The sequence below is a fragment of the Pseudoalteromonas sp. ABE4_541 genome (assembly GCF_056312285.1).
In genome coordinates, this window is record NZ_JBSVEM010000028.1 from 1 (window position 1) to 21,101 (window position 21,101).

Annotated in this window: 23 protein-coding genes; 6 read left to right on the forward strand and 17 right to left on the reverse strand. The window is 42.2% G+C overall.

What is annotated here, in order from left to right; translation table 11 throughout:
• Positions 1 to 123: 123 nt before the first annotated feature.
• The gene (locus ACW689_RS19720) at positions 124 to 492 is read right to left on the reverse strand and encodes a hypothetical protein (RefSeq protein ID WP_476293943.1); all 369 of its coding nucleotides are present in this window, start codon (positions 490 to 492) and stop codon (positions 124 to 126) included.
• A gap of 710 nt (positions 493 to 1,202) precedes the next feature.
• On the opposite strand from ACW689_RS19720, the gene ACW689_RS19725 reads away from it, so the two are divergent.
• Both ACW689_RS19725 and ACW689_RS19730 read left to right on the forward strand, forming a co-directional pair.
• The gene (locus tag ACW689_RS19725) at positions 1,203 to 1,823 is read left to right on the forward strand and encodes a helix-turn-helix domain-containing protein (RefSeq protein WP_476293945.1); all 621 of its coding nucleotides are present in this window, start codon (positions 1,203 to 1,205) and stop codon (positions 1,821 to 1,823) included.
• The gene (locus ACW689_RS19730; protein WP_476293947.1) at positions 1,820 to 2,230 is read left to right on the forward strand and encodes a hypothetical protein; all 411 of its coding nucleotides are present in this window, start codon (positions 1,820 to 1,822) and stop codon (positions 2,228 to 2,230) included. Before ACW689_RS19725 ends, ACW689_RS19730 begins: the two co-directional genes overlap by 4 nt.
• 104 nt (positions 2,231 to 2,334) lie before the next feature.
• On the opposite strand, the gene ACW689_RS19735 is transcribed toward ACW689_RS19730, so the two are convergent.
• Entirely contained in the window at positions 2,335 to 4,452 is a 2,118-nt protein-coding gene (locus tag ACW689_RS19735) for a TonB-dependent receptor (protein WP_476293949.1), read from the reverse strand.
• A gap of 23 nt (positions 4,453 to 4,475) precedes the next feature.
• Complete coding sequence (locus ACW689_RS19740) at positions 4,476 to 5,906, reverse strand: PepSY domain-containing protein (RefSeq protein ID WP_476293951.1); 1,431 nt, start codon at positions 5,904 to 5,906, stop codon at positions 4,476 to 4,478.
• A gap of 183 nt (positions 5,907 to 6,089) precedes the next feature.
• Here ACW689_RS19740 and ACW689_RS19745 point away from each other — a divergent pair, with 183 nt between their 5' ends.
• Both ACW689_RS19745 and ACW689_RS19750 read left to right on the forward strand, forming a co-directional pair.
• A complete protein-coding gene (locus tag ACW689_RS19745) occupies positions 6,090 to 6,464 on the forward strand; it encodes a VOC family protein (RefSeq protein WP_476293953.1) in 375 nt (124 codons plus the stop codon).
• Positions 6,465 to 6,557: 93 nt separating this feature from the next.
• Positions 6,558 to 6,971, forward strand: a complete 414-nt coding sequence (locus tag ACW689_RS19750; protein WP_476293955.1) for a DUF3574 domain-containing protein — start codon at positions 6,558 to 6,560, stop codon at positions 6,969 to 6,971.
• 389 nt (positions 6,972 to 7,360) lie between these two features.
• Here ACW689_RS19750 and ACW689_RS19755 read toward each other — a convergent pair whose 3' ends face one another.
• The gene (locus tag ACW689_RS19755) at positions 7,361 to 8,215 is read right to left on the reverse strand and encodes a LysR family transcriptional regulator (protein ID WP_476293957.1); all 855 of its coding nucleotides are present in this window, start codon (positions 8,213 to 8,215) and stop codon (positions 7,361 to 7,363) included.
• 132 nt (positions 8,216 to 8,347) lie between these two features.
• Between ACW689_RS19755 and ACW689_RS19760 the strand changes: the two genes are divergently transcribed.
• Complete coding sequence (locus ACW689_RS19760; RefSeq protein WP_476293959.1) at positions 8,348 to 9,028, forward strand: FMN-dependent NADH-azoreductase; 681 nt, start codon at positions 8,348 to 8,350, stop codon at positions 9,026 to 9,028.
• Between the two features lie 52 nt (positions 9,029 to 9,080).
• On the opposite strand, the gene ACW689_RS19765 is transcribed toward ACW689_RS19760, so the two are convergent.
• From ACW689_RS19765 to rpoE, 12 genes are read right to left on the reverse strand one after another with little or no spacing between them, the layout of a single operon-like run.
• On the reverse strand, positions 9,081 to 9,617 hold the full coding sequence (locus ACW689_RS19765) for a P-loop NTPase family protein (protein ID WP_476293960.1): 537 nt from the start codon (positions 9,615 to 9,617) through the stop codon (positions 9,081 to 9,083).
• Positions 9,618 to 9,675: 58 nt separating this feature from the next.
• Positions 9,676 to 10,530: a kinase gene (locus ACW689_RS19770; protein ID WP_476293962.1), complete on the reverse strand. Its 855-nt coding sequence runs from the start codon at positions 10,528 to 10,530 to the stop codon at positions 9,676 to 9,678.
• Between the two features lie 59 nt (positions 10,531 to 10,589).
• A complete protein-coding gene (pdxJ, locus tag ACW689_RS19775; protein WP_476293963.1) occupies positions 10,590 to 11,324 on the reverse strand; it encodes a pyridoxine 5'-phosphate synthase in 735 nt (244 codons plus the stop codon).
• 4 nt (positions 11,325 to 11,328) lie between these two features.
• Positions 11,329 to 12,018, reverse strand: a complete 690-nt coding sequence (gene recO, locus ACW689_RS19780; protein WP_476293965.1) for a DNA repair protein RecO — start codon at positions 12,016 to 12,018, stop codon at positions 11,329 to 11,331.
• On the reverse strand, positions 12,019 to 12,918 hold the full coding sequence (gene era / locus ACW689_RS19785; protein ID WP_476293966.1) for a GTPase Era: 900 nt from the start codon (positions 12,916 to 12,918) through the stop codon (positions 12,019 to 12,021). It lies immediately after the preceding gene.
• Positions 12,908 to 13,585, reverse strand: coding sequence for a ribonuclease III (rnc, locus tag ACW689_RS19790; protein ID WP_476293967.1), 678 nt, complete (start codon positions 13,583 to 13,585; stop codon positions 12,908 to 12,910). Before rnc ends, era begins: the two co-directional genes overlap by 11 nt.
• Before the next feature lie 2 nt (positions 13,586 to 13,587).
• Positions 13,588 to 14,523, reverse strand: coding sequence for a signal peptidase I (gene lepB / locus ACW689_RS19795; protein WP_476293969.1), 936 nt, complete (start codon positions 14,521 to 14,523; stop codon positions 13,588 to 13,590).
• 13 nt (positions 14,524 to 14,536) lie between these two features.
• On the reverse strand, positions 14,537 to 16,324 hold the full coding sequence (gene lepA / locus ACW689_RS19800; RefSeq protein WP_476293970.1) for a translation elongation factor 4: 1,788 nt from the start codon (positions 16,322 to 16,324) through the stop codon (positions 14,537 to 14,539).
• 58 nt (positions 16,325 to 16,382) lie between these two features.
• Positions 16,383 to 16,841, reverse strand: a complete 459-nt coding sequence (locus ACW689_RS19805) for a SoxR reducing system RseC family protein (RefSeq protein ID WP_476293971.1) — start codon at positions 16,839 to 16,841, stop codon at positions 16,383 to 16,385.
• Positions 16,838 to 17,788 carry a MucB/RseB C-terminal domain-containing protein gene (locus ACW689_RS19810; protein ID WP_476293973.1) on the reverse strand — a complete coding sequence of 317 codons (951 nt, stop codon included), beginning with the start codon at positions 17,786 to 17,788 and terminating at the stop codon, positions 16,838 to 16,840. The genes ACW689_RS19805 and ACW689_RS19810 overlap by 4 nt, the downstream gene beginning before the upstream one ends.
• A 4-nt stretch (positions 17,789 to 17,792) precedes the next feature.
• Positions 17,793 to 18,404 (reverse strand): sigma-E factor negative regulatory protein, encoded by a 612-nt coding sequence (locus ACW689_RS19815; protein ID WP_476293975.1) that lies wholly within the window; start codon positions 18,402 to 18,404, stop codon positions 17,793 to 17,795.
• A 1-nt stretch (position 18,405) separates the two neighbouring features.
• Positions 18,406 to 18,987, reverse strand: coding sequence for an RNA polymerase sigma factor RpoE (gene rpoE / locus ACW689_RS19820; protein WP_476293977.1), 582 nt, complete (start codon positions 18,985 to 18,987; stop codon positions 18,406 to 18,408).
• Between the two features lie 266 nt (positions 18,988 to 19,253).
• Between rpoE and nadB the strand changes: the two genes are divergently transcribed.
• The gene (nadB, locus tag ACW689_RS19825) at positions 19,254 to 20,849 is read left to right on the forward strand and encodes an L-aspartate oxidase (RefSeq protein WP_476293979.1); all 1,596 of its coding nucleotides are present in this window, start codon (positions 19,254 to 19,256) and stop codon (positions 20,847 to 20,849) included.
• Here the strand turns inward: nadB and ACW689_RS19830 are convergent.
• Positions 20,846 to 21,055 carry a hypothetical protein gene (locus ACW689_RS19830; protein ID WP_476293980.1) on the reverse strand — a complete coding sequence of 70 codons (210 nt, stop codon included), beginning with the start codon at positions 21,053 to 21,055 and terminating at the stop codon, positions 20,846 to 20,848. The genes nadB and ACW689_RS19830 overlap by 4 nt on opposite strands.
• Positions 21,056 to 21,101 lie beyond the last annotated feature (46 nt).

The window sequence follows — 21,101 nt, forward strand, 5'->3', positions numbered from 1 at the left end:
TCGGCCTTAAATCGATTTATGATCGAATTCGAAGACCGATTAAAAGATGTTATTTAAAACTGGCAGTTACACAAAATGTGTTACAGGGTCGCTTTTATTTACAGACTGTTGACTACAACCCATTTAACTTACACAACGCATTTCTTTACACCTACCTATTGCATTAACAATAGATAAAATAAAAATAATCCCCATAAAAGCAGTAGTGATGACCTTGCCTATCCAAGGATCAAAGTAGACAAACCCCAATGCATAGCTAAATGCTAGCATGTTGGCGAAAATCGACCCAAAATGAATTCTGCTGTTTGTGATACCCTCTTTAATTTTGAAAACATTAAAAGTGCAAGCAATTACAAATGTGATCACCATCCCCGGAATACTCATTTGTTCGTGTGTGAAACGATAATTCAGCTGAGCAAACGCCAAAACACCGTAAATACATGCAATGGAGAACACAAGGTAACTCAGCACCAATTCAATTTTCAACTTCATATCTCAGTTCCTATTTTGTTAATACAAATAGGTATGCTAAGTTCGGCTCTAATGAAATTCGCTCTAACTGGCCCATTTGTTCCAATTTTTATAAAAAATAAATAACATATTGGCTGTAAAGGTTTTAAATTCTTCTTAAAACGTCTAAACGGGCCAGTTTAGACCTTTAGTTCCCAATAAAAGGAGTTAGCTTGTTTACTTTGAGTAATTTGGTTGCACTGGGATGTATTCAGGGACTCATATTATCTGTATATTGCCTTGTAAATTCGGGCCCAAGCCGATTTCTAGGCGCCTATGTATTGTTGCTAAGCATCAATATGTGTGTGAGTTTTTATTTAAATGCAGGTTATTACGATGCTTCGATGTGGCTGATAACCGGATGGGAAGCCTTAAATAGCTACTTGTTACTAGGCCCAATTATGCTCGCATTTGTCATAAGGATCATAGAACCTCAAAGTAAACTCCTCCCTCAACACTGCCTTCACTTTATCCCCTTCTTAGCTTACTGTTTTATTTTTATTTTCGACGTTTCAAGCGACTATTCTAACTTTATCGCAAATCATGCAACTCGATTACTTCAGTTACCTGACAGGTCGTTTAGCGAACAGTTTTCGGTTATCCCATTGCTTAGCGCACTCCACTTTTGCTGCTATTTGGGCTACGGAAGTTGGCGAGCGACCCAATTTTGGTTACTGCACGGGAAGCCTAAAGTGTATAAGCAAGTTGCTTGGCTCGTAATGGTGCTAGGTAGTGCTTATTTGATGATGGCCAGTATCGCTACAATATCAGTTATAAGCATTGTTACACAGCTTGGAAAACCTCATTCACTTTTGGTGTTTGGTCATTTATCAACGGTGATAACCATGTTCGCTATGACATTCTTAATCATTAAAATAGGTAAGCCCACCCGTATTTCAACTCACACCCAAGGGACTAAAACTGACACTTTAAGCAGTGCAACATCAGTTAATCGATCTAAGATGTTAGACATGCTGGATTGGGAGTTAACCACTCACAAACCCTACTTAAAGCCCGACTTCAAGCAAATTGAACTTGCAAATAGACTAAACATATCAAGGCATCAGTTGTCTGAATTCTTATCTTTTCACCCAGCCGGAAACTTCCACACCCTTATCAATGAACTTAGGGTCAAAGCTGTTATTGAGCAAATGAAAACGCGACCTAAGTCTGATAACTTGATAACCATTGCTTTTGAATGCGGATTTAACTCAAAATCGAGCTTCAACAACGTATTCAAAAAGTATACTCACCAACCCCCTAGTCAATACAGAAAGACACTATGTGGTTCTAACAAATCGGCAAATATATGATTAATTCTGAACGAGATAACATCGACAACTTAGTACACGCTTTTTTCGCAATATTTGATAATCGAAGCAACAAAACGCCCAATTTTACAAAGCTTGAACGCATGTTTACCTCTGGCGCCATGATTGTCAAAAAGGACGGCGAGCAAATACAAACAATGACTCTCAATGAGTTTATCTCGCCCCGCAGGACACTGCTTACCGATGGTCGCTTAGTTGAATTTAATGAGTGGGAAACAAATGGCCAAACTCATATCTCTGGACACATCGCGACACGTATTTCACAGTACGCTAAAAGTGGTTTACTTAGAGGAGAGCAATACACAGGCAAGGGTGTAAAGCACATACAACTCATACTGACGCAAGATGGATGGAAAATTGCTTCTGTCGCTTGGGAGGATTTCACCTGAAGTGAGACTCAATTTGCCATGTGATATGCTGGAAAATGACACTCTCAATCTGATCTGAGAGTGCCCGCAGTTAGTCTATCAGCACGATTATTTAAGCGCGCGCACTAGAATTTATATTTTATGCCTACGTAGACAGTTCTTGGTGCTCCCGGTTGAATACGTGTTTTGCCATAGCGAATTTCATTTTGTAACGCATATTTTTTATCCGTCACGTTACTTATTCTCGTATGAAGTGACACTTTTGGCGTAAAATCATAATTCGCTTTTAGGTTAAATACCGTATACCCAGAATACGTTTGCGTGTTTTCCACATTTAAAAAATAATCACCAATGCTTTGTGCTTCCGCGACTATATTTAGCCCAGTGAATTGTTGGCTCGCATAATTCACACGTAAGTTGGCCACGTAGTCCGGAGCCATCTGTAGACTATTACCTGATAAATCTTGTTCTAACGGTAGCCCTGTTTTGCGGTCAAGACGCCCTTGGTCTTGCACATAGTGTTTAAACTCATGATTAGACTGACTGTACGCCAGTGCAAAAGAAAGCCCACTATCTAAGTGATAGGTCAACCCTAGCTCGAAACCTTGATGCTCCACATTTGAGGCATTCACTCGGTATGATGCTCCCAAATCATCGTAGGCCGTTACAATGGCATCTTCTACATCGATTAGATAATAAGCCAATTCCACTGATAGGCGAGCAAAGTTCGCTTTATAGCCAACTTCGAACGTGTCTGATTTTTCTTCTTGAATACTGCCAAGCTGAGCACTGCTTTCTTTGGTTTTCAGATTATATAGCTCCGATGCGGTTGGTATGCGAATAGCTTGAGCATAGCGAGCATAGGCGTTTGATTGCTCGCTGAGTAAGTAATTTAAACTTGCTTTTGGACTGAGGTGTTTAAATGTATCCGTGCGAGACGAAATAGAGCGATTCCCAAAACCGTCATCATCGTATGCTGGCAACGCGTTATCGAAATCGTACTTGTTGTGATCGAAGCGCGCGCCAACCGTATAGCTTAAGTCCTGAGACATATAACCCACGTGTTGAATATAAGGAGAAACACCTATAAATTTTGTTTCATTGTTATAAAAAACATGGCCTTGAGGATAAGTTGCCGCGCCCCAACCCGTTGTTGTTCTGAGTGTTGGCTGAAAAGAGTACCCTTCCCCTTTTGAATGCTCTAAGTCAATTCCTAAAGTCGTTTCAGAGCCATCGCGATGAATATAATTACTAAGTGCTAAGATGCCGAGCGTGGTGACGTTAGACTCCACTTTGGGCATGTTCGGCTGCCAAGTTGCGATATAGTCGTTTGTTCTATAGCGAAAGTATGGAATGACCGAGAGAAAAAAGTCTGTGCTTTCGTGCGTAAACTCAGTGCTTATGCGGAAGTAATCAGTTTCACGACGCGGGTCTATTTGTAATACATCATCGGGTAACCCAGATTGTGTTGGATCAGTCAGAAATTGCTCTTCTGTCAGTGTGTTTAACATTTGCTGCTCTAATGAAGATGCGATGAGCATTGTTTTTAGCTTTTGATTGCTGCCCAGTTTAGTCTCATGTTGCAAGTTGATTTCAGTTTTATCCACTGAACTATGCGATCGCCAGCCTTCATTACTCAAGTGTGATGCTGAAAGACGAAACCCAGTTTGCTCTTCCCTTAGCTGAGTCAAGCTGCCTGACAAGCGCGTGTAGTCATGCTCTGCCAAGGTTAAAGACAGGTCATTGTTGTTGTCTGAGATAGGGGCTGAAATCACATTAACAGTCGCAGCAACCGCTCCAGAGCCATATAAACTTGTGCCCGCACCTTTTAAAACCTCTAAGCGAGATAAACTGGCACCACTGCTAGCCCACCACAGTGCATTGTGATTATAAAAAGCCGCCGACTGCAGTGGAATGTTATCTTGTAAATACAGAGTATAGCCACCAAAATTCACTGGCATACGGATAGCCGCATTGTGGCCCTGACCACCTGATAACTGGTTAAGCAATACGCCAGAAACGGTTTGCAGCGATTCCGACACATGCTGCGGATTGTCTCGCTCAATCGTCTCAGGCGAAACACGACCTATGCTCAACGGCAAGTCCGTATTTGCGGTTGCGATACGTGTTGCTGTAACTGAGATATGCTCCATATTATTAATCGACTCATCAGCATGAGTTTCTAAAGAGTGCAGTTGTAACATAGATAAGGTGAGCAACGAATAGGTTAAGCGAGGCGTCATGATGTCCCTTTATAAGTGAAATTCTAATTTTTAATGGTTGTTAAACGGCGTGAAAAAGCATATTTTTGTTTTTTCCTGCGCACAAAATATAAACTTAGCCCCATCGCTGCACTAAATACCAAACTCAGTACAATTATCACCATAACACCGTCTCTGATCTCTTTCGTTAATGGGTTTAAGAAGTGATACTTGTGTAAGTTACCAAAATGCCAAGCGCGTGCTTTTTGCCAATTATTGTCAATTGCAGCAATATACCCTGAGCTAACCTCAACACTATATAAAACTTCTGGATACGATTGATAGCGCAACTGGATGACTGGAAGGCGTTTATTAATAAATGCGTAGGTAGGGCCAAAGCGATCCACTTTTTTGTTATATATCAGCTCACCTTCTACGTTTAATTGGCTTTTCAGTATACGCTTTGCGAGCCGAACATCCTGTGAGGGCATTTTTAGACGCTGCCAATATTCATAGGACTCGACCCCTTCCTGGCGGCGTTTTATTTGACTATATATTTGTCCATTAACTGCAACCAATGAAAAACCCTGTCCTTGTGACGCAATCAACGAATCAATAGGATTGTGGTTTAATTGTGACGCCAGTAAAACGTTGCTAGGTTCGAGCGAACGAAACGTTTGAGGGAAAAACTTATCGATGAGCGTATGTGTACTACTTGAGGCAAAGCCGAGCATACACACGCTTAGACTCAATCCAGTTACACGATGTAACTTTGCGGTTTGCCACGTTTTTTTACGAATTCTCTTCCACAATATACTGTAAACTATCAAGCCGCATATACCCATAAACAGTATCAATACGGAAACCACTAACATAGGAATGATACGTAAATAATCATGTTTGTCGCCCATAAAACTAAACGTGTGGAGCGTGCGAAACCAATACGAAAGTGTTTCTCGTAATGGTGTATTGTGTGCAGCAATTCGCTGGCCCAGCGTATCTATGTATAAGTGATTGCCATTGCTCAAAGTCACTTGGTATACAGGTAATATACGATTAATGTCGCCGTAGCCACTGGTAAATTCGGTTAGTTTTTCGATTTTAGTAATACGTTGTTTTGACCAAGATTGCGCTAAGTATTGAGCGTATTGAAGATCTGATAAAACATGTTCTTTTGTATCATCATGGGCAGAAAAGTAGACAATCTCTCTGCGCTCATCATGCATATAAGCAATCTGATAAAAATACTGTTGTTTGTAAGTAACTAAACTGGCATGACTAAAGTGCTCAATTCCTGCTTTATTAAGCACATAGACTAAAGGTGTTGCACCAGACAACGCCTCATGATCTACTAAAAATGGCTGACTATCTAAACGCGGCGCTTTGGAAAAATGAGACATAATTGGGTGAAGTAACCCGCTTAACGCCCATAAAATAAAGGGCAATACCGTCAATAGTGCCAGTGTTCGGTGCCATGAAAGTAGTTGCTTTAGCATTAGATAAGTGAAGTTTTATTATTTTCGTAAAAGTATATTCGCAAATGCGTTTTTAAAAATGCGACAAATTGTCGCACCAAGCGTCACATGTATATTTAATTTATAAAAATACAACTGAATTAGGCACTAAAAAACCGAGTTTAACGACTACAATTACGTCAATTAAATACAAAGCAAACACCCATGACATACAAGATATTATCCCTTGGCCAATTGGCCGTCACGGTCAGTAATGTCGAGCTGGCATTGCACTTTTATAAAGATATAATTGGGCTTGAGTTTCTATTTTCACCTAATGATCAACTGGCATTTTTGCAATGTGGTGAAACTCGGCTCATGTTAAGTACACCCCAAGGTGCAGGCGAGATTGGCAAAAACTCAATCCCTTATTTTAAAGTAAGTAATATTGAATACTTTTTTACTTTTGCAACAACCCAAGGCGCAGCGCTTGAGCGCTCACCTCAAATGGCAGCCCAAATGGAAGATCATGAGCTTTGGATTGGTTTTTTGAAAGACCCAGATGGGAACCTCATTGGCATAATGGAAGAAAAATGCTAGGTACTTTCAAACTCAATAATAAAAAAACACTTGGCATTTTTTTCATCATCCAACACACTCAATAGCATGAGGTATGCACAATTTATAAGGAAAATGATGACAATAAGAAATAGCGTACTGACTGTCTTAGCGTGCGCAGCACTTAGTGGGTGCTCACTCACACCAAGCATTGACTGCCCTGTTGATTTGAAACCACAACTACAAGAAACACTTTACTTCGGAACAGGTACACCCAATGGCTTTGTTTCCAAAGCACAATGGGCATCGTTTGTGCAAACCTCAGTTACCCCTCGGTTTCCAAATGGATTTACTGTGGTTGATGCATCCGGGCAGTGGCTTGGTAAAGGCGGCGTTATTGTCAAAGAACCTAGCTATATACTGACCCTTATTCACAACAATACCAAGCAAGATGCAATTAATATCGGACAAATTATCAACAACTACAAAGCACAGTTTCAACAAGAGTCTGTATTACGTGTGCAACATAACGCTTGCGTGTCATTTTAAAAACATGTGTAGTTTGCATGATACCCAGTAGTATCAAGCACAGTGTGAACGGGGCAAATTTTTACACTTTTTGAATACAGCAGTGATAAACGAACCGTACTTTATTGAACTACAAGTTGCTCGTGTCATCGCCTGTGGAGGTGTTCATGTCCATTTAGTATCGACGGACTCACATGCGGAGTAATACACCAAAAGTTCCATGGTTTAGGGGTTGGTAAAACGCTCAAGAACCATGGCTTGTCTGTGCTTGAAGAAAACAATACGGTAACAAAGATCTTCATTGAAACTTAGCAACACAACCAAGGTGTTCTATCAAAATTTAGAGTTTTGTGTGATAAAAACTATCGCCAATGGACTTAGTTATATTTACATGTGACAAAAGTTCTTCGCTAATCGGCTGCGAAGATTTCCTCTAACCAGCAAATGAATTTCTTTTGAGCGAGAGTATCAAAACGTTTTTTATTGGGAATATAATAACAAAGTTGAGATTCTACAGCGTGTTTTACAAACGCGTTTAGTGCGCCAGAGCGTACTTGTTTACGCACCAATGTTGACGAACAGAACACAAGCTTATCTTCAAGCAACGCTTCTTGGATCCCAAACAGCTCCTGATCATAATGCTTGAGTATAAATGAATCTGCTGATAGATGGTTTAAAGCCAGCCACTGCTCAAATGGCGGCTGGGGTAACGCTGCATTCTTCCACTTTGTTGAAAACACCTCAACTTTATCCGAGCGCGTGTACTGCGCTATTGCATTGGCAGTGCCAAACACATTGAACGTTTCTAGCTTGAGCATATCCTCTGACACCACTTGTTCTTTATTTCCAAACCGGATAGGTAGCGCTTTCGCATGATTATCCATGCTTTCACCCGTTGCAACGGAAACATCTAAATGAGGGTGTTGTATAGATAGTGCGTGCAACGATGGAATCAGTACCATTGCCGCAAAAGAAGAGGTCGTCGTAACCTTTATACGATTGCCGCTTGAGTGTACTTGATCTAATGCATGTTCAATTTTACGAAAAGCCTCACAGGTGGCTTGCGCAAGTTGACTACCGTTGTCGGTGAGTATGACTTTGCGTGTTTGACGATAAAACAACTCGACATTTAATCGAGTTTCTAAATTACTAATATGATGTGAAACCGCCGTTGGTGTAATGGATAGCTCTTGCGATGCAAGCTTAAAACTACCAAGCCGCGCTGCCGCTTCAAATACTCTAAGTGCTTGCCAAGATACTTGCATTAAGTTTCACCTAATAATTAAAAAAAGCCTATAGGTGATTTTAACTCATCTATAAGTGACTTTTTAGAATTTGTAGAGAATATGCTTAGTTTTTATTATTCATAAAGGTTAAGCAGAAAAAAGGACTCCGATATGACTACATTACTTCACATTGACTCAAGTGTACGAGCGACCACAAATACAAACCCTTCACACAACTCAATATCAAAAAATATTGCTGCACACTTTGTCGATGCTTGGCAAACTAAACGGCCACATGACAAGTATATATATCGAGACGTTGGCACAACCCCACCTCAGTATATCAACCAAGATTGGATTGGCGCTGTATTCACACCAACACAAAAAAGAACAACGCAGCAAAGGGCGCTACTTGCGCAATCAGACTTATTTATCAGCGAGCTTGAGCAAGCAGACATCATCGTTATTTCATCACCCATGTATAACTACGGCATGCCAGCTCAGCTAAAAGCTTGGTTCGACCAAGTCATTCGAGTAAACAAAACCTTTGACTTCGATTTGCAACGGGGGGACTTTCCTTTACAGCCACTCCTGTCAGGAAAGACTTTAGTGATTGTAACTTCATGTGGAGAATTTGGTTTTGAAGTAGGCGGAGTCAGGGAACAAAGCGCACATCTAGTGCCACATATTAAAACGCTGAGTAAGTATTTAGGTGCGAGTACGGTGTATGAGATCACTTCTGAATATCAAGAGTTTTCAGATACTCGCCATCAACAATCTTTACACCGAGCGATAACCAAAGCAAAAACGCTCGGATTACAGCTAGCTTCATTGTTACCAAATATTCAGTAACTCGGGCGTGTTCAAATTTTAGGTAGGTTTACCCAAAATCTCACATTGGCTATTAACCTGTTTTCTCATTTATGGGCTCTGCTTGCGACAGCGCTCTATTGAGCTGTGAAACAGAGCGAATAACATGAAGCGTTTTACCTTCAACTGACAACGCTTCTAATTTTCTAAAAAATGCATCATTCCAAAACTTCGGGCAAAGTTGCAGCGTTTTATAGCTCTGGATTGTGCCTTTTAAAATGGAGCTGCCTTCCGGCCACCCTTCAGGCTTTACAAATAAACCTTTTAATAGTCGCTTCGTTACTAGCCAATAGCTAACGGCGTAAGGTAAGTCGATGTAAATCAGTGTATCGGCCAGTTCGAGCCTCTGTTGGAATGAAGAAACTGGACCCAAACCATCAATGATCCAGCTTTCAGAGTGGATTATCTCATTATGTTTTTCATCGAACACTTCTCTGGCGACTGAACCTCCTGCTTTGTTGTACTGCAGCAAATCTAGTTGATACAACTGGATCGCAGTTTGCTCCGCGAGCTGTTTACTCAAAGTTGATTTACCGCTACCAGGCTTGCCAAATACGGCTATTTTTTTCATGAAAATCCTTTTCTTATCTTTAAACTTTCAACCTAGCACAAACTCTGAGCAATAAGCACTACATATCATCACACTCGCAGATAAACCTATGCGCTGCATTTACGGAAATAAGTAGGTCACATTTTTTAGGCAGTGACACCATCCCCCACTGAGTTAGACGTTGAAAAAATTTGATAAAATGTTCAACTTGTTGCTCACTCATGCCCTTTTGGTTGCGATCAATAAGTTGCCTTTCTTGTTTTAGCCGCCACCTATAAACCCGCTCAAAAGCGCCAACATTGAGATAAATAAGTGAGTCGATGTAAGAAAAAAGGCGCTGATAGTCAGCGGCTAAAAACCCATTAACTTGTCGTCTAAACACACCTTGAGGATCTTGCTGTCGTTCAAAGTCACTGATGGGGTTAACAAGTCTGTCTTGCGGTTCTGCAGATAACCCCACGCACCACCCTTCAAAAATAAGTACATCCAGTGGCCGTTTATGTTCATGCCAATGTTGCTTTGTAAAAGGCTCATCTAACGATTTATCAAATCGAGGCAATATGATGGCTTGTCGTTGCTTAAAACCTTTGAATATCTGTTTTGCCAAAGAGATGTCATGAGTACCCGGCACGCCTCGCGTTGCAAACAAAGGATGATAACGCTCGGCACGCCGTTTTCGCTCTTCTGAGCTCAGGTAAAAGTCATCGATTGAAACACAATCAGCCCTATAGCCTTCATTTTTCAAATACTCAATCAGGTAATGTGACAGCGTCGATTTACCAGAGCCCTGCGCACCGTTCATGCCGAGGCAAAAAGGCTTTGGCGTTGTTGCGAGCGTTTGTTTTACCCAATCAAAAATAGGTTCAGCATCGGATATATATTGCTCAGGCAATTGATGTTGCGTTATAAACTGTTTTTGCCAAACCTGCATCATTTTGCATTCCTGATAGAAAAAAGGCCACATTATGTGGCCTTAAACATATCATTAGACGCTTACGCTTGTCTTGCTTCTAGCATCAAGCGCTTCATGTCTCGTACCGCTTTTTCCAAACCATCAATCGCTGCACGAGCGATGATCGCATGGCCAATGTTAAGCTCATAAATTTCTGGCATCTGCGCGATAGGTTTCACATTGTGATAATGCAAGCCGTGACCTGCATTAACAATAATACCAAGACCATGAGCATACTTTACACCTTCACGAATACGCTCTAGCTCTGTTGCTTGCTCTTTGTTATTTTCTGCATCGGCGTACGCTCCGGTGTGGATCTCTATGTACGGCGCGCCCGTTGCTTTTGCCGCATCAATTTGTGCTTTATCTGCATCTATAAACAAGCTTACTTTTATACCTGCTGCGGCAAGTGTGTTAACCGCTTCGGTAATTTTCGCTTGATTACCAATTACGTCCAAACCACCTTCTGTTGTCAGCTCTTCACGTTTTTCTGGCACTAAACACACGTATTCAGGCTTCACTTCTTGAGCAATTGCCAACATTTCATCGGTCACGGCAATTTCAAGGTTCATGCGCGTTTGAATCGTCTTTGCCATCACATACACGTCTCTATCTTGAATATGACGACGGTCTTCTCGCAAATGAATGGTAATACCATCTGCACCGGCGTGCTCCGCAACGCTTGCCGCATGCGCTGGATCAGGATAAGTTGTACCGCGTGCTTGTCTCAGTGTTGCAATGTGATCTACGTTAACGCCCAATAAAATGTCTTTCATAGCCCTACCTTGATATAAATAATTCTCGGCTTTTTAACGCCTTGTTTCCTAATAGAGGTTTTAATAAGTAACGACTCAAATGCTTTGCAGGAGAGCGTACTGTTGCTTTAGCAAAGTCATGCTCTGCCATCGCCAATAAAACGGCACCTGAAAACCCATACTGCGGAGTATCCGTGGGTTCAAAACCCAACTCAGGCACATATTGATAGTTTAAATTCGCTGTTATTGGCTCACCATTGGCGTCGATATCAAATTCAACACCGAAGCCCAACGTACTAAGTAACTGAAACTCATAGCTTCGCAAAATTGGCTCCACATCAGCGTTTTGGGATAACGACTTTAAGTGTGCTTGATACAATTCAAACACCTGCTCCAATGGCTCATTACGCGGCACAATGCGATAAGTCAGCTCATTTAAGTAAAAGCCACAATATAGCTGCTTACCTTGTAGTGCTAAAGGGTTTTGCGCCAGTTCAAAAGAATTTAAATATTTTAAATCGTAACGGCCGCCGTATTGGGCCAAAATGGGGGTGAAAGGTCTAAGGTGAGCGTTATGTTTAAGCGATTGTTTACCTTTAATTCGGGCCACCATACTGATGTGACCAACCCCTTCGACAAGCATATTCAACATCAACTGAGAGTCGCTGTGGGCTCTGCGATGAAGTAAATATACCTGTCGAAAGTCGTTTTGCAATCAGTCTTCTCCGTAACCTAAGCTACGCAGCGCGCGTTCATCATCAGCCCAACCTGATTTCACTTTTACCCAAAGCTCTAGGAATACTTTGTTATCCAACATATCTTCCAAGTCTTTGCGCGCTTCACGACCTATCACTTTAAGCTTTTCGCCTTTGTTACCAATCACCATGCGCTTTTGCGATTCACGTTCAACCAAAATCAGCGCATTGATTTGCCAAACGCCATTGTCTTGCCATTTAAACTGTTCAATTTCTACAGTAACGGAGTATGGTAATTCGTCCCCCATAAAGCGCATGAGCTTTTCACGAACTATTTCCGCCGCTAAAAAGCGCATTGAACGGTCTGTAACATAATCTTCAGGGAAGTAGAATTCACACTCAGGTAAGCGAGCACGTACTTCTTTTTTAACCAGTTCAATATTTTTGTTTTGCTTGGCTGATACCGGTACGATACCTACAAAGTCACCTTGCTCAGAAAGCCATTGCATGTGCTTTAGCACATCCTCTTGCTCTTTCACTTGGTCCACTTTGTTCATCACTACTAGCACGGGACGACCACTTTGCTTAACCTTGTTAAGCACCATTTCGTCGTCACTATTCCAAAGTGTACCTTCAAGCACAAAAATGATCAGTTCAACATCACCGATGGAACTCGAAGCAGCACGGTTCATTAAACGGTTAATGGCGCGCTTTTCTTCTATGTGTAATCCTGGTGTATCCACATAAACAGCTTGGTAGTTGTCTTCGGTGTGAATACCCATGATACGGTGACGAGTAGTTTGCGGTTTGCGAGAGGTGATGCTCACCTTTTGCTCAACAATTTTGTTTAGTAGCGTTGATTTACCCACGTTAGGGCGACCAACGATGGCAACCATGCCACAGTGTGTGTTAGGCGTCATTTTTTAAAATCTTCAATGCTTTTTCGGCAGCTTTTTGCTCAGCTTTACGACGAGAGCTACCTACAGAAATTATGCTCTCCATACCTTCCACAATACATTCAACCGTGAACGTTTGGTTGTGTGCCTGACCTTTGGTATCAATCACGGTATAACCTGGTAATGGCAATTTGCGCGCTTGTAAGTACTCTTGCAGCAGCGTCTTTGGGTCTTTTTGGTTATGACCCGGAGAAATAGCCTCTAGGCGAGTCGCATACCAAGTAAGGATCAATTCGCTACAAGTATCAATGCTTGAGTCTAAAAACACTGCGCCAATAATTGCTTCAACGGCATCGGCTAACGTTGACTCGCGACGAAAGCCGCCACTTTTCAATTCACCTGGGCCTAAACGAAGATAATCACCTAAGCCAAACTCAACACCAAATTCAGCCAGAGTTTGCCCTCTGACCAAGGTTGAACGCATGCGGCTCAAATCACCTTCACGCGCTTTTGGAAATTTATGATACAAGGCATTGGCGATAACGAAGCTTAGAATTGAATCTCCTAAAAACTCCAATCGCTCATTGTGCTGGCCCTTATGACTTCGGTGTGTCATAGCCTGCTCTAACAATGCCTCGTTAGTAAATTGATATCCTATCTTACTGTATAATTCTGCTACGTTTCTTTTCATTGTTACTGAATATTACCTAGGCGTCCAAAACGAACACCAGTTGGAACCCAACCTGGAAGCAGGCTATCTGGGCCATTTTCAAAATCAAAACTCATCCATATGAAGACAGCTTTACCAACCAAGTTTTCCTTAGGAACGAATCCCCACATACGGCTGTCTTGGCTATTATTGCGGTTATCACCCATCGCAAAATAGCTCCCTTCTGGAACGACCCACTCATCGCGACGTGTACCTTCTTGCTGGAAGTAACGTTCGACCATCTCAATGGCTTGAGGGTTAATTAAAATATCATGTTGTACATCTGGCAGGTCTTCTGTTAAGCGTACTAATGGCATAGACCCTTGAGTAAACTCATCCTGGTTCACAATATCAAGCTTTATTTTATTATACTCGCCACACACCAAATTGCCTTGTTGTTGCTCACCCTCTGCACAATTAGGTTTGATAAATAACTGGCGATTACGATAAACAATATGATCGCCTGGTAAGCCAATAACACGTTTAATAAAGTCGATTCTCTCATCTAGTGGGAACTTGAATACTGCAACATCGCCACGCTTTGGTGTGTTAACTTCCACAAGTTGTGTACGCCAAACAGGATCTTTAATACCATATGCGTATTTTTGAACCAAAATGAAATCACCATCTAGCAACGTTGGCATCATTGAACCCGATGGAATTTGAAACGGCTCAAAAATGAATGAACGAAAGATGGTGATCGCAGCAATCATAGGAAAGATTGACTTAGCACCTTCAATGATTGCAGGTTCTGGGGCTATTTGCGCAATAACATCTTCGTCTAAGGGCTGCTCTGAAGCACCTTGAGCCAATGCGATACGCTCTTTACGCTTTGGTGCATAAACAAAGTGATCAATTAACCACAATAATCCTGATCCAAGTGTTAGTAACACCAATAGTATTGAGAAATAGCCTGCCATGAATTAATTCCTGTTATTTTCCTACTTTGAGAATGGCTAAGAACGCATCTTGAGGTACTTCAACATTACCTAACTGTTTCATACGCTTTTTACCTTCTTTTTGTTTTTGAAGTAGCTTTTTCTTACGGCTTACATCACCACCGTAACACTTCGCGATTACGTTTTTACGTAATTGCTTTACTGTGGTGCGAGCAATAACATGTCCGCCAATCGCCGCTTGAATTGCGATATCAAACATTTGCCGAGGGATAAGCTCTTTTAAAGCGTCCGCCAATTGGCGTCCACGACTTTGCGCACCATCACGGTGAGCAATAATCGCTAATGCGTCAACACGGTCACCGTTGATAAGAATATCAACTCTAACCATATCAGAAGCTTGGAAGTGCTTAAAGTTATAATCTAGTGATGCGAAGCCACGGCTTGTTGACTTCAGTTTATCGAAGAAGTCCATTACCACTTCCGCCATAGGCAACTCATACGTTACCGCAACTTGCTTACCGTGATAGGCCATCTTAGTTTGTACACCGCGCTTTTCAACACATAGCGTGATCACGTTACCTAGATATTCTTGTGGTACTAAGATATTCGCTTCTACGACCGGCTCACGAATCTCTAAAATATCATTCACTGGTGGCAAATCTGACGGGTTATCAATCTGAATCGTGCCATGCTTGGTTTCAATCTCATAAATAACCGTCGGTGCCGTGGTGATCAAATCCATATCGTATTCGCGCTCTAAACGCTCTTGGATGATCTCCATGTGCAACATGCCCAAGAAACCGACACGGAAACCAAAGCCCAGTGCGGTTGAGTTTTCAGGCTCAAAGAACAACGACGCATCGTTGAGGCTCAACTTATTCAATGCATCACGGAAAGACTCATAATCATCAGACGAGATTGGGAACATCCCCGCGTAAACCTGAGGTTTAATTCGCTGGAAGCCAGGTAAACGCTGCGGTGCAGCATTTTTTGTCAAAGTGATAGTGTCACCAACTGGTGCGCCATGGATATCCTTGATACCCGCGATCACGTAACCTACTTCACCGGTCTTCAATACGCCCGTGTTTGTTTGTTTTGGTGTGAAAATACCAACTTTATCGGCGATATGAGTTTGCTCAGTCGACATGATCTTAATCTTATCGCCTTGACGAAGCTCACCATGTTTAATGCGTACCAAAGATACAACGCCTTGGTAAGAGTCAAACCAAGAATCGATAATCAACGCTTGTAATGGCGCTTCTGAGTCACCCTCAGGTGGCGGTACATCACGTACGATGTTCTCTAACACATCTTCAATGCCAATACCTGTTTTCGCACTACATTGCACTGCATCTAGTGCATCAATACCAACGATGTCTTCGATTTCCTCAGCAACACGAAGAGGATCAGCCTGAGGTAAGTCAATTTTGTTCAAAATTGGAATAACTTCCAGATCCATTTCAATTGCCGTGTAACAGTTAGCAAGCGTTTGCGCCTCTACCCCTTGTCCGGCATCAACAACCAACAACGCACCTTCACAGGCAGCCAGTGAACGAGAAACTTCATACGTGAAGTCAACGTGCCCCGGGGTATCGATGAAGTTCAACATGTATGTCTCACCATCTTTCGCTGTGTAGTTAAGTGTCACACTTTGCGCCTTGATGGTAATACCACGTTCACGTTCGATGTCCATAGAATCCAGAACTTGCTGCTGCATTTCTCGGTCTGTAAGGCCACCGCAAACTTGAATTAGGCGGTCAGAAAGTGTCGATTTGCCATGGTCAATGTGGGCGATGATAGAAAAGTTACGGATATGCTTCATATACTGGATTCTAAACTTCTATAAGTCACTAAATGGATTAAAGCGCCGATTTTACCTTTTATTTATCGCAATCACCATCTATTTGCGTCACGCTAATGCTAATTGGGTAAATTTTTATCACTTTTACGTCGTGTTTTAGTCCTTGCACCCGCCATTTTGCACTTAAGTAGCCTAGAAAACCGCCTAAAGCGGCACTCATAATTTGCAGTGGCTCACTCAGCTCTAATGCCAGTGCACTAACGAACATAAATAAAAATGCGCCGAACAGTGGTAACATGTAAACATAAAAGGCATTGCTCACCACTTTTGAATCATCAAGACTGAGTTTGACCTTTTGGCCAACTTGTAGCGGTTGTGCAACTTTGATTGGAAAGGTTTTTTTGTGCGTGCCAAACAACTTAGCAAAAACTTGTGAGCCGCATTTACCGTTACAGCCTTCACACGCTTTTTTTTGCTCTGATTGCAGATATGCCGTAGTGCCAGAGCAAGACACTACGGTTAAGGTTTGTTCTATCATAGAGGACGTTTAACTGACTCAGCAATACTCTTTGCAGTCATCGCAGGGATGTTACCAACGACAGAAACATCATACGCGCCTGAGTTATGTACATATACTGTTGTCGCGCCAGAAGATAGTGCACCATTTGGACGCTGCCCCGGTAAAGGGCGTTGCACAAATACGGAAATATCCACTAACCCATCTGAAAACAAATAGTAATCGGCCAGTTCATTATTCAAATCTAATTTATGTCTGTCCGATTTTAACAGCTTAAAGCCTTCAGGCAACCAACCAATTTGCCAATTGTTTTGCAGCTTTTCATTACTATTCAATTCGATTGTTGGCAATGGTGATGGAAATTCACGCTCTACAAGCTCTAGTAATTGTTCTGCAGGTTCTGGTGTAACACTAATGTGAGTTAATTGCAGTTGCTCTAATAGCTCACCTTGCTGGTTAACGTAAGCTGCTTTTAACAACAATGATGATTGCGTATCAATCCATAGCCAATAGTTATACTTAGACTCATCTTTGGCTTCAACACGCACTAGCTGAGCAGGTCTGCCCGCTATACGGCCTTTACCGCCCAGCACAAAGTCATAATGCGCCAACAGTGCACTTACATCTTTGAACAAGATCTCGGGGATAGGACCCGCTATTGAGTCTGTTTTTACCGAGTAAGGTGCTGATTGTGGCTCATAATACGTAACCAAATCATCGACACGAACAATTTCTAAGCCTGCGCCGTTGAGCAAACTGAGCAATTCCAATTCTTTTCCATCATGCTTGGCATGAATCCATCGATATGGTTCCATGCCTTTACCTTTCAATACTACAAACGAGGCATCAAAGTTACGAGTATGCACAGCTGACGCCATGTTTTGTAATAATTGTTTTGCGGAAACAACCTCTTGGGCATGTACGATGGATGCCAAAAATAAACCTAAAAAACAGGCAAGTAATCTCATTTAACTACTTCTTTTCCTCAGATGTGTCAGACATTTCTTTATTTTGCTGCTGCAATGCATAGGCGACACGAGATTGCCTTTGATGCTCCAACACTAAAGCACCAATGCGCTGTTGTTGTAAGTCGCGAATGCCTTGTTCTGCGTTTTGCAAAGCTGGCTGTTCCGTTGAGAAGCTCACGGGTGCCACACCACCAGCTAGCGGACGAGATTGCAATACCGGTAACTCATCCCCAGAAGGACTACTATTTTGTGGCAGAGTATTAACACCGACCACTGCCACCAAAGCCACACTCGCTGCAATTGCAATTTGTGAAAACGGTTTACGCCAATTGCTGAGTTTTACGACTTTACTATTACCTGTCGTTTCAAGTGTTGCGTGTGCGTCGCTTTCTACACTATGACACGGCTCTTGTTCTAGCGCTTGTGCAACGCTCGCTGTAATATCGATACTAAAACCACCTGAATGCCCTTCACGCATCACATCACCAATTTGTGCATATCGCGCAAACTTCTCTGCGTCAAAATGACTTAGTGATGATTGGTCAAGTTGCAAGTCTCCATCAATAATTCTCGATGTAACCTCATTTGAAGACTGTGTGGGATTCACTTTTGTCATGTTACGACTCACCTATAAGTGGGTTTAAGTTATTATCTATTGCTTCTCGCGCTCTAAAAATACGAGAACGAACGGTTCCAACAGGGCAATCCATCACCACCGCTATCTCGTCATAGCTCATCCCCTCTATTTCTCTCAAGGTGATCGCCGTTTTTAAGTCATCAGGTAAACCGTCAATCGTTGCGAATATAACCGACTTTACTTCATCACTTAGCAATAAATTCTCTGGAGATGCATTTGAGCGTAATTGCTCTGCGCCATCGTAAAACTCGGCTTCTTCTGCATCTACATCATTGGCTGGGGGTTTGCGCCCTTGAGCCACCAAATAATTTTTTGAGCAGTTTACCGCGATGCGATACAACCAAGTGTAAAATGCACTTTCCCCTCGAAAGTTAGGGAGCGCTCGATACGCCTTGATGAATGCTTCTTGCGCAACATCTGCTACATCGCCTTGGTTGGACACATAACGTGAAATCAACACGGCTACTTTATTTTGATACTTGGCAACTAAAAGGTTGAAGGCGTTTTTATCTCCTTGCTGTACCCGCTTAACCAGTTCTAAATCCAAATCCTGCTCGCTCATTCGAGCCGGTACTCCTCTTTGTTATAGTTATAACTCAATGCTTCGTTGCCATTATTTACAGCTACTCTGACTGAGCCAAGAATAAAAAGTTCTGTTTTTTTAATATTTTTTTTAAAATAACGACAAAAGTAACGTTTTACACACAGATCACATTGCGTTGAATGCTCGTATAAAGCGCACCAAGTAAATCTAATTTGGGTGTATAATAGCAAACAATGTTACACCTAGCTGTATGTAGCGCATAGAAAAAGCGAAGATCCAAATACATGAACTCATTAAAACACCATAACACTGATGTTGTTGTCATCGGTAGCGGCGCAGCAGGCTTAAGTCTCGCCTTGTCATTAGCTAATCACTGCCATGTTACCGTCATAAGTAAAGGCGCGTTAAAAGAAGGCTCCACTTTATATGCACAAGGTGGTATTGCGGCTGTGTTTGATAAGAAAAACGACAGTATTGAGTCTCATGTGGAGGATACATTAGCAGCGGGCGCTGGCTTATGCGACCGAGAAGCCGTGCATTACACAGCGAGCAATGCAAAAAATTGTCTAAAATGGCTCATTGAGCAAGGCGTTCCGTTTGATATGGAGTTTGATAGTAAAGGCAAAGAGCGTTTTCATTTAACTCGTGAAGGTGGGCATAGCCACAGACGTATTTTGCATGCAGCAGATGCGACTGGCAAAGCGGTACAAACGACCTTGGTCAATCAAACGCAAGCACATAAAAATATCACTTTGCTTGAGCAGCACAATGCGATTGACCTTATCGCCGATAAAAACGCCGAGCAAAAACGCATTAATGGCGTTTACGTATACAACCGTGGCAAAAATCAAGTCGAAACTATCTCAGCCAGATTCGTTGCATTAGCGACTGGTGGAGCAAGTAAAGTATACCTTTATACTTCTAATCCTGATGTATCGAGCGGCGATGGCATTGCAATGGCATGGCGTGCAGGCTGTAAAGTAGCCAATATGGAGTTCAACCAATTTCACCCGACCAGCTTATATCACCCTGAGCTACAAAACTTTTTGATCACCGAGGCGATGCGTGGCGAAGGCGCACACTTGAAACGCCCTGATGGCACACGATTCATGCCCGATTTTGATGAGCGTGAAGAGCTCGCACCAAGAGACATCGTTGCCCGTGCTATCGACTACGAAATGAAGCGTCTCGGTGCCAACTGCGTCTACCTCGATATTTCGCATAAAGATAAAGACTTTATTATCGAGCACTTCCCGACTATTTACGCCAAATGCTTGAGTGTTGGTTTAGACATAACCAAAGAAGCCATTCCGGTAGTACCCGCAGCACACTATACTTGTGGTGGTGTTATGACTGACTTTAACGGTAAAACCGATATAGATAACCTCTATGCAGTGGGTGAAGTGGCGTATACAGGTTTGCACGGTGCCAATCGTATGGCGAGCAACTCATTACTTGAGTGTATTGTTTTTGCACATGCCGCTGCCAAAAACATTTTGTCAAAAATTAAGCACAGTCCAACGCCACCAAAGTTGCCTGAATGGGATGAAAGCCAAGTAAGCGACTCAGATGAAGAAGTTGTGATCACCCACAACTGGCATGAACTACGACTATTTATGTGGGATTACGTGGGTATTGTGCGTTCCACAAAACGTTTAGAGCGTGCACTTCGTCGCGTAGAATTACTGCAACAAGAGATCCAAGAATATTACGCGCATTTTAGAGTGAGCAATAACTTACTAGAGCTACGTAATTTGGTTCAAGTTGCTGAGCTTATCATCCGTAGCGCGTTGGCAAGAAAGGAAAGTCGTGGTTTGCATTACACCATTGATTACCCGGCGCAAACAAGCGAGCCAAAACCAACCATACTTCAGCCCTAATCGTTCGCAGCCAATGCTATTCGGCACAAGCGTGACCAAGCCTGTGCCGTTAAAGCTGATTGCAAAAATATAAGCTTTTTCTGTTCACCAGCATGTGTATAAACCCCAATGCACAACGCGTTCAAAAAGCGATGTGCACTGATAATCTTGCCACAGATTTCAGTTTGAGCATGCACTTCCAAATAACTGTCCTGATGATTAAGCAATATTTCGCCTGCAAGCGGGCAAAGTTTTTGATACTGCCTTAAGATC

Excerpts from the sequence above, each read along its gene's own strand:
- ACW689_RS19720 (WP_476293943.1), bottom strand. The coding sequence starts at position 492 with ATGAAGTTGAAAATTGAATTGGTGCTGAGTTACCTTGTGTTCTCCATT.
- ACW689_RS19730 (WP_476293947.1), top strand. The coding sequence starts at position 1,820 with ATGATTAATTCTGAACGAGATAACATCGACAACTTAGTACACGCTTTT.
- ACW689_RS19735 (WP_476293949.1), bottom strand. The coding sequence starts at position 4,452 with ATGACGCCTCGCTTAACCTATTCGTTGCTCACCTTATCTATGTTACAA.
- ACW689_RS19740 (WP_476293951.1), bottom strand. The coding sequence starts at position 5,906 with ATGCTAAAGCAACTACTTTCATGGCACCGAACACTGGCACTATTGACG.
- ACW689_RS19745 (WP_476293953.1), top strand. The coding sequence starts at position 6,090 with ATGACATACAAGATATTATCCCTTGGCCAATTGGCCGTCACGGTCAGT.
- ACW689_RS19750 (WP_476293955.1), top strand. The coding sequence starts at position 6,558 with ATGATGACAATAAGAAATAGCGTACTGACTGTCTTAGCGTGCGCAGCA.
- ACW689_RS19755 (WP_476293957.1), bottom strand. The coding sequence starts at position 8,215 with ATGCAAGTATCTTGGCAAGCACTTAGAGTATTTGAAGCGGCAGCGCGG.
- ACW689_RS19760 (WP_476293959.1), top strand. The coding sequence starts at position 8,348 with ATGACTACATTACTTCACATTGACTCAAGTGTACGAGCGACCACAAAT.
- ACW689_RS19765 (WP_476293960.1), bottom strand. The coding sequence starts at position 9,617 with ATGAAAAAAATAGCCGTATTTGGCAAGCCTGGTAGCGGTAAATCAACT.
- ACW689_RS19770 (WP_476293962.1), bottom strand. The coding sequence starts at position 10,530 with ATGATGCAGGTTTGGCAAAAACAGTTTATAACGCAACATCAATTGCCT.
- pdxJ (WP_476293963.1), bottom strand. The coding sequence starts at position 11,324 with ATGAAAGACATTTTATTGGGCGTTAACGTAGATCACATTGCAACACTG.
- era (WP_476293966.1), bottom strand. The coding sequence starts at position 12,918 with ATGACGCCTAACACACACTGTGGCATGGTTGCCATCGTTGGTCGCCCT.
- rnc (WP_476293967.1), bottom strand. The coding sequence starts at position 13,585 with ATGAAAAGAAACGTAGCAGAATTATACAGTAAGATAGGATATCAATTT.
- lepB (WP_476293969.1), bottom strand. The coding sequence starts at position 14,523 with ATGGCAGGCTATTTCTCAATACTATTGGTGTTACTAACACTTGGATCA.
- lepA (WP_476293970.1), bottom strand. The coding sequence starts at position 16,324 with ATGAAGCATATCCGTAACTTTTCTATCATCGCCCACATTGACCATGGC.
- ACW689_RS19805 (WP_476293971.1), bottom strand. The coding sequence starts at position 16,841 with ATGATAGAACAAACCTTAACCGTAGTGTCTTGCTCTGGCACTACGGCA.
- ACW689_RS19810 (WP_476293973.1), bottom strand. The coding sequence starts at position 17,788 with ATGAGATTACTTGCCTGTTTTTTAGGTTTATTTTTGGCATCCATCGTA.
- ACW689_RS19815 (WP_476293975.1), bottom strand. The coding sequence starts at position 18,404 with ATGACAAAAGTGAATCCCACACAGTCTTCAAATGAGGTTACATCGAGA.
- rpoE (WP_476293977.1), bottom strand. The coding sequence starts at position 18,987 with ATGAGCGAGCAGGATTTGGATTTAGAACTGGTTAAGCGGGTACAGCAA.
- nadB (WP_476293979.1), top strand. The coding sequence starts at position 19,254 with ATGAACTCATTAAAACACCATAACACTGATGTTGTTGTCATCGGTAGC.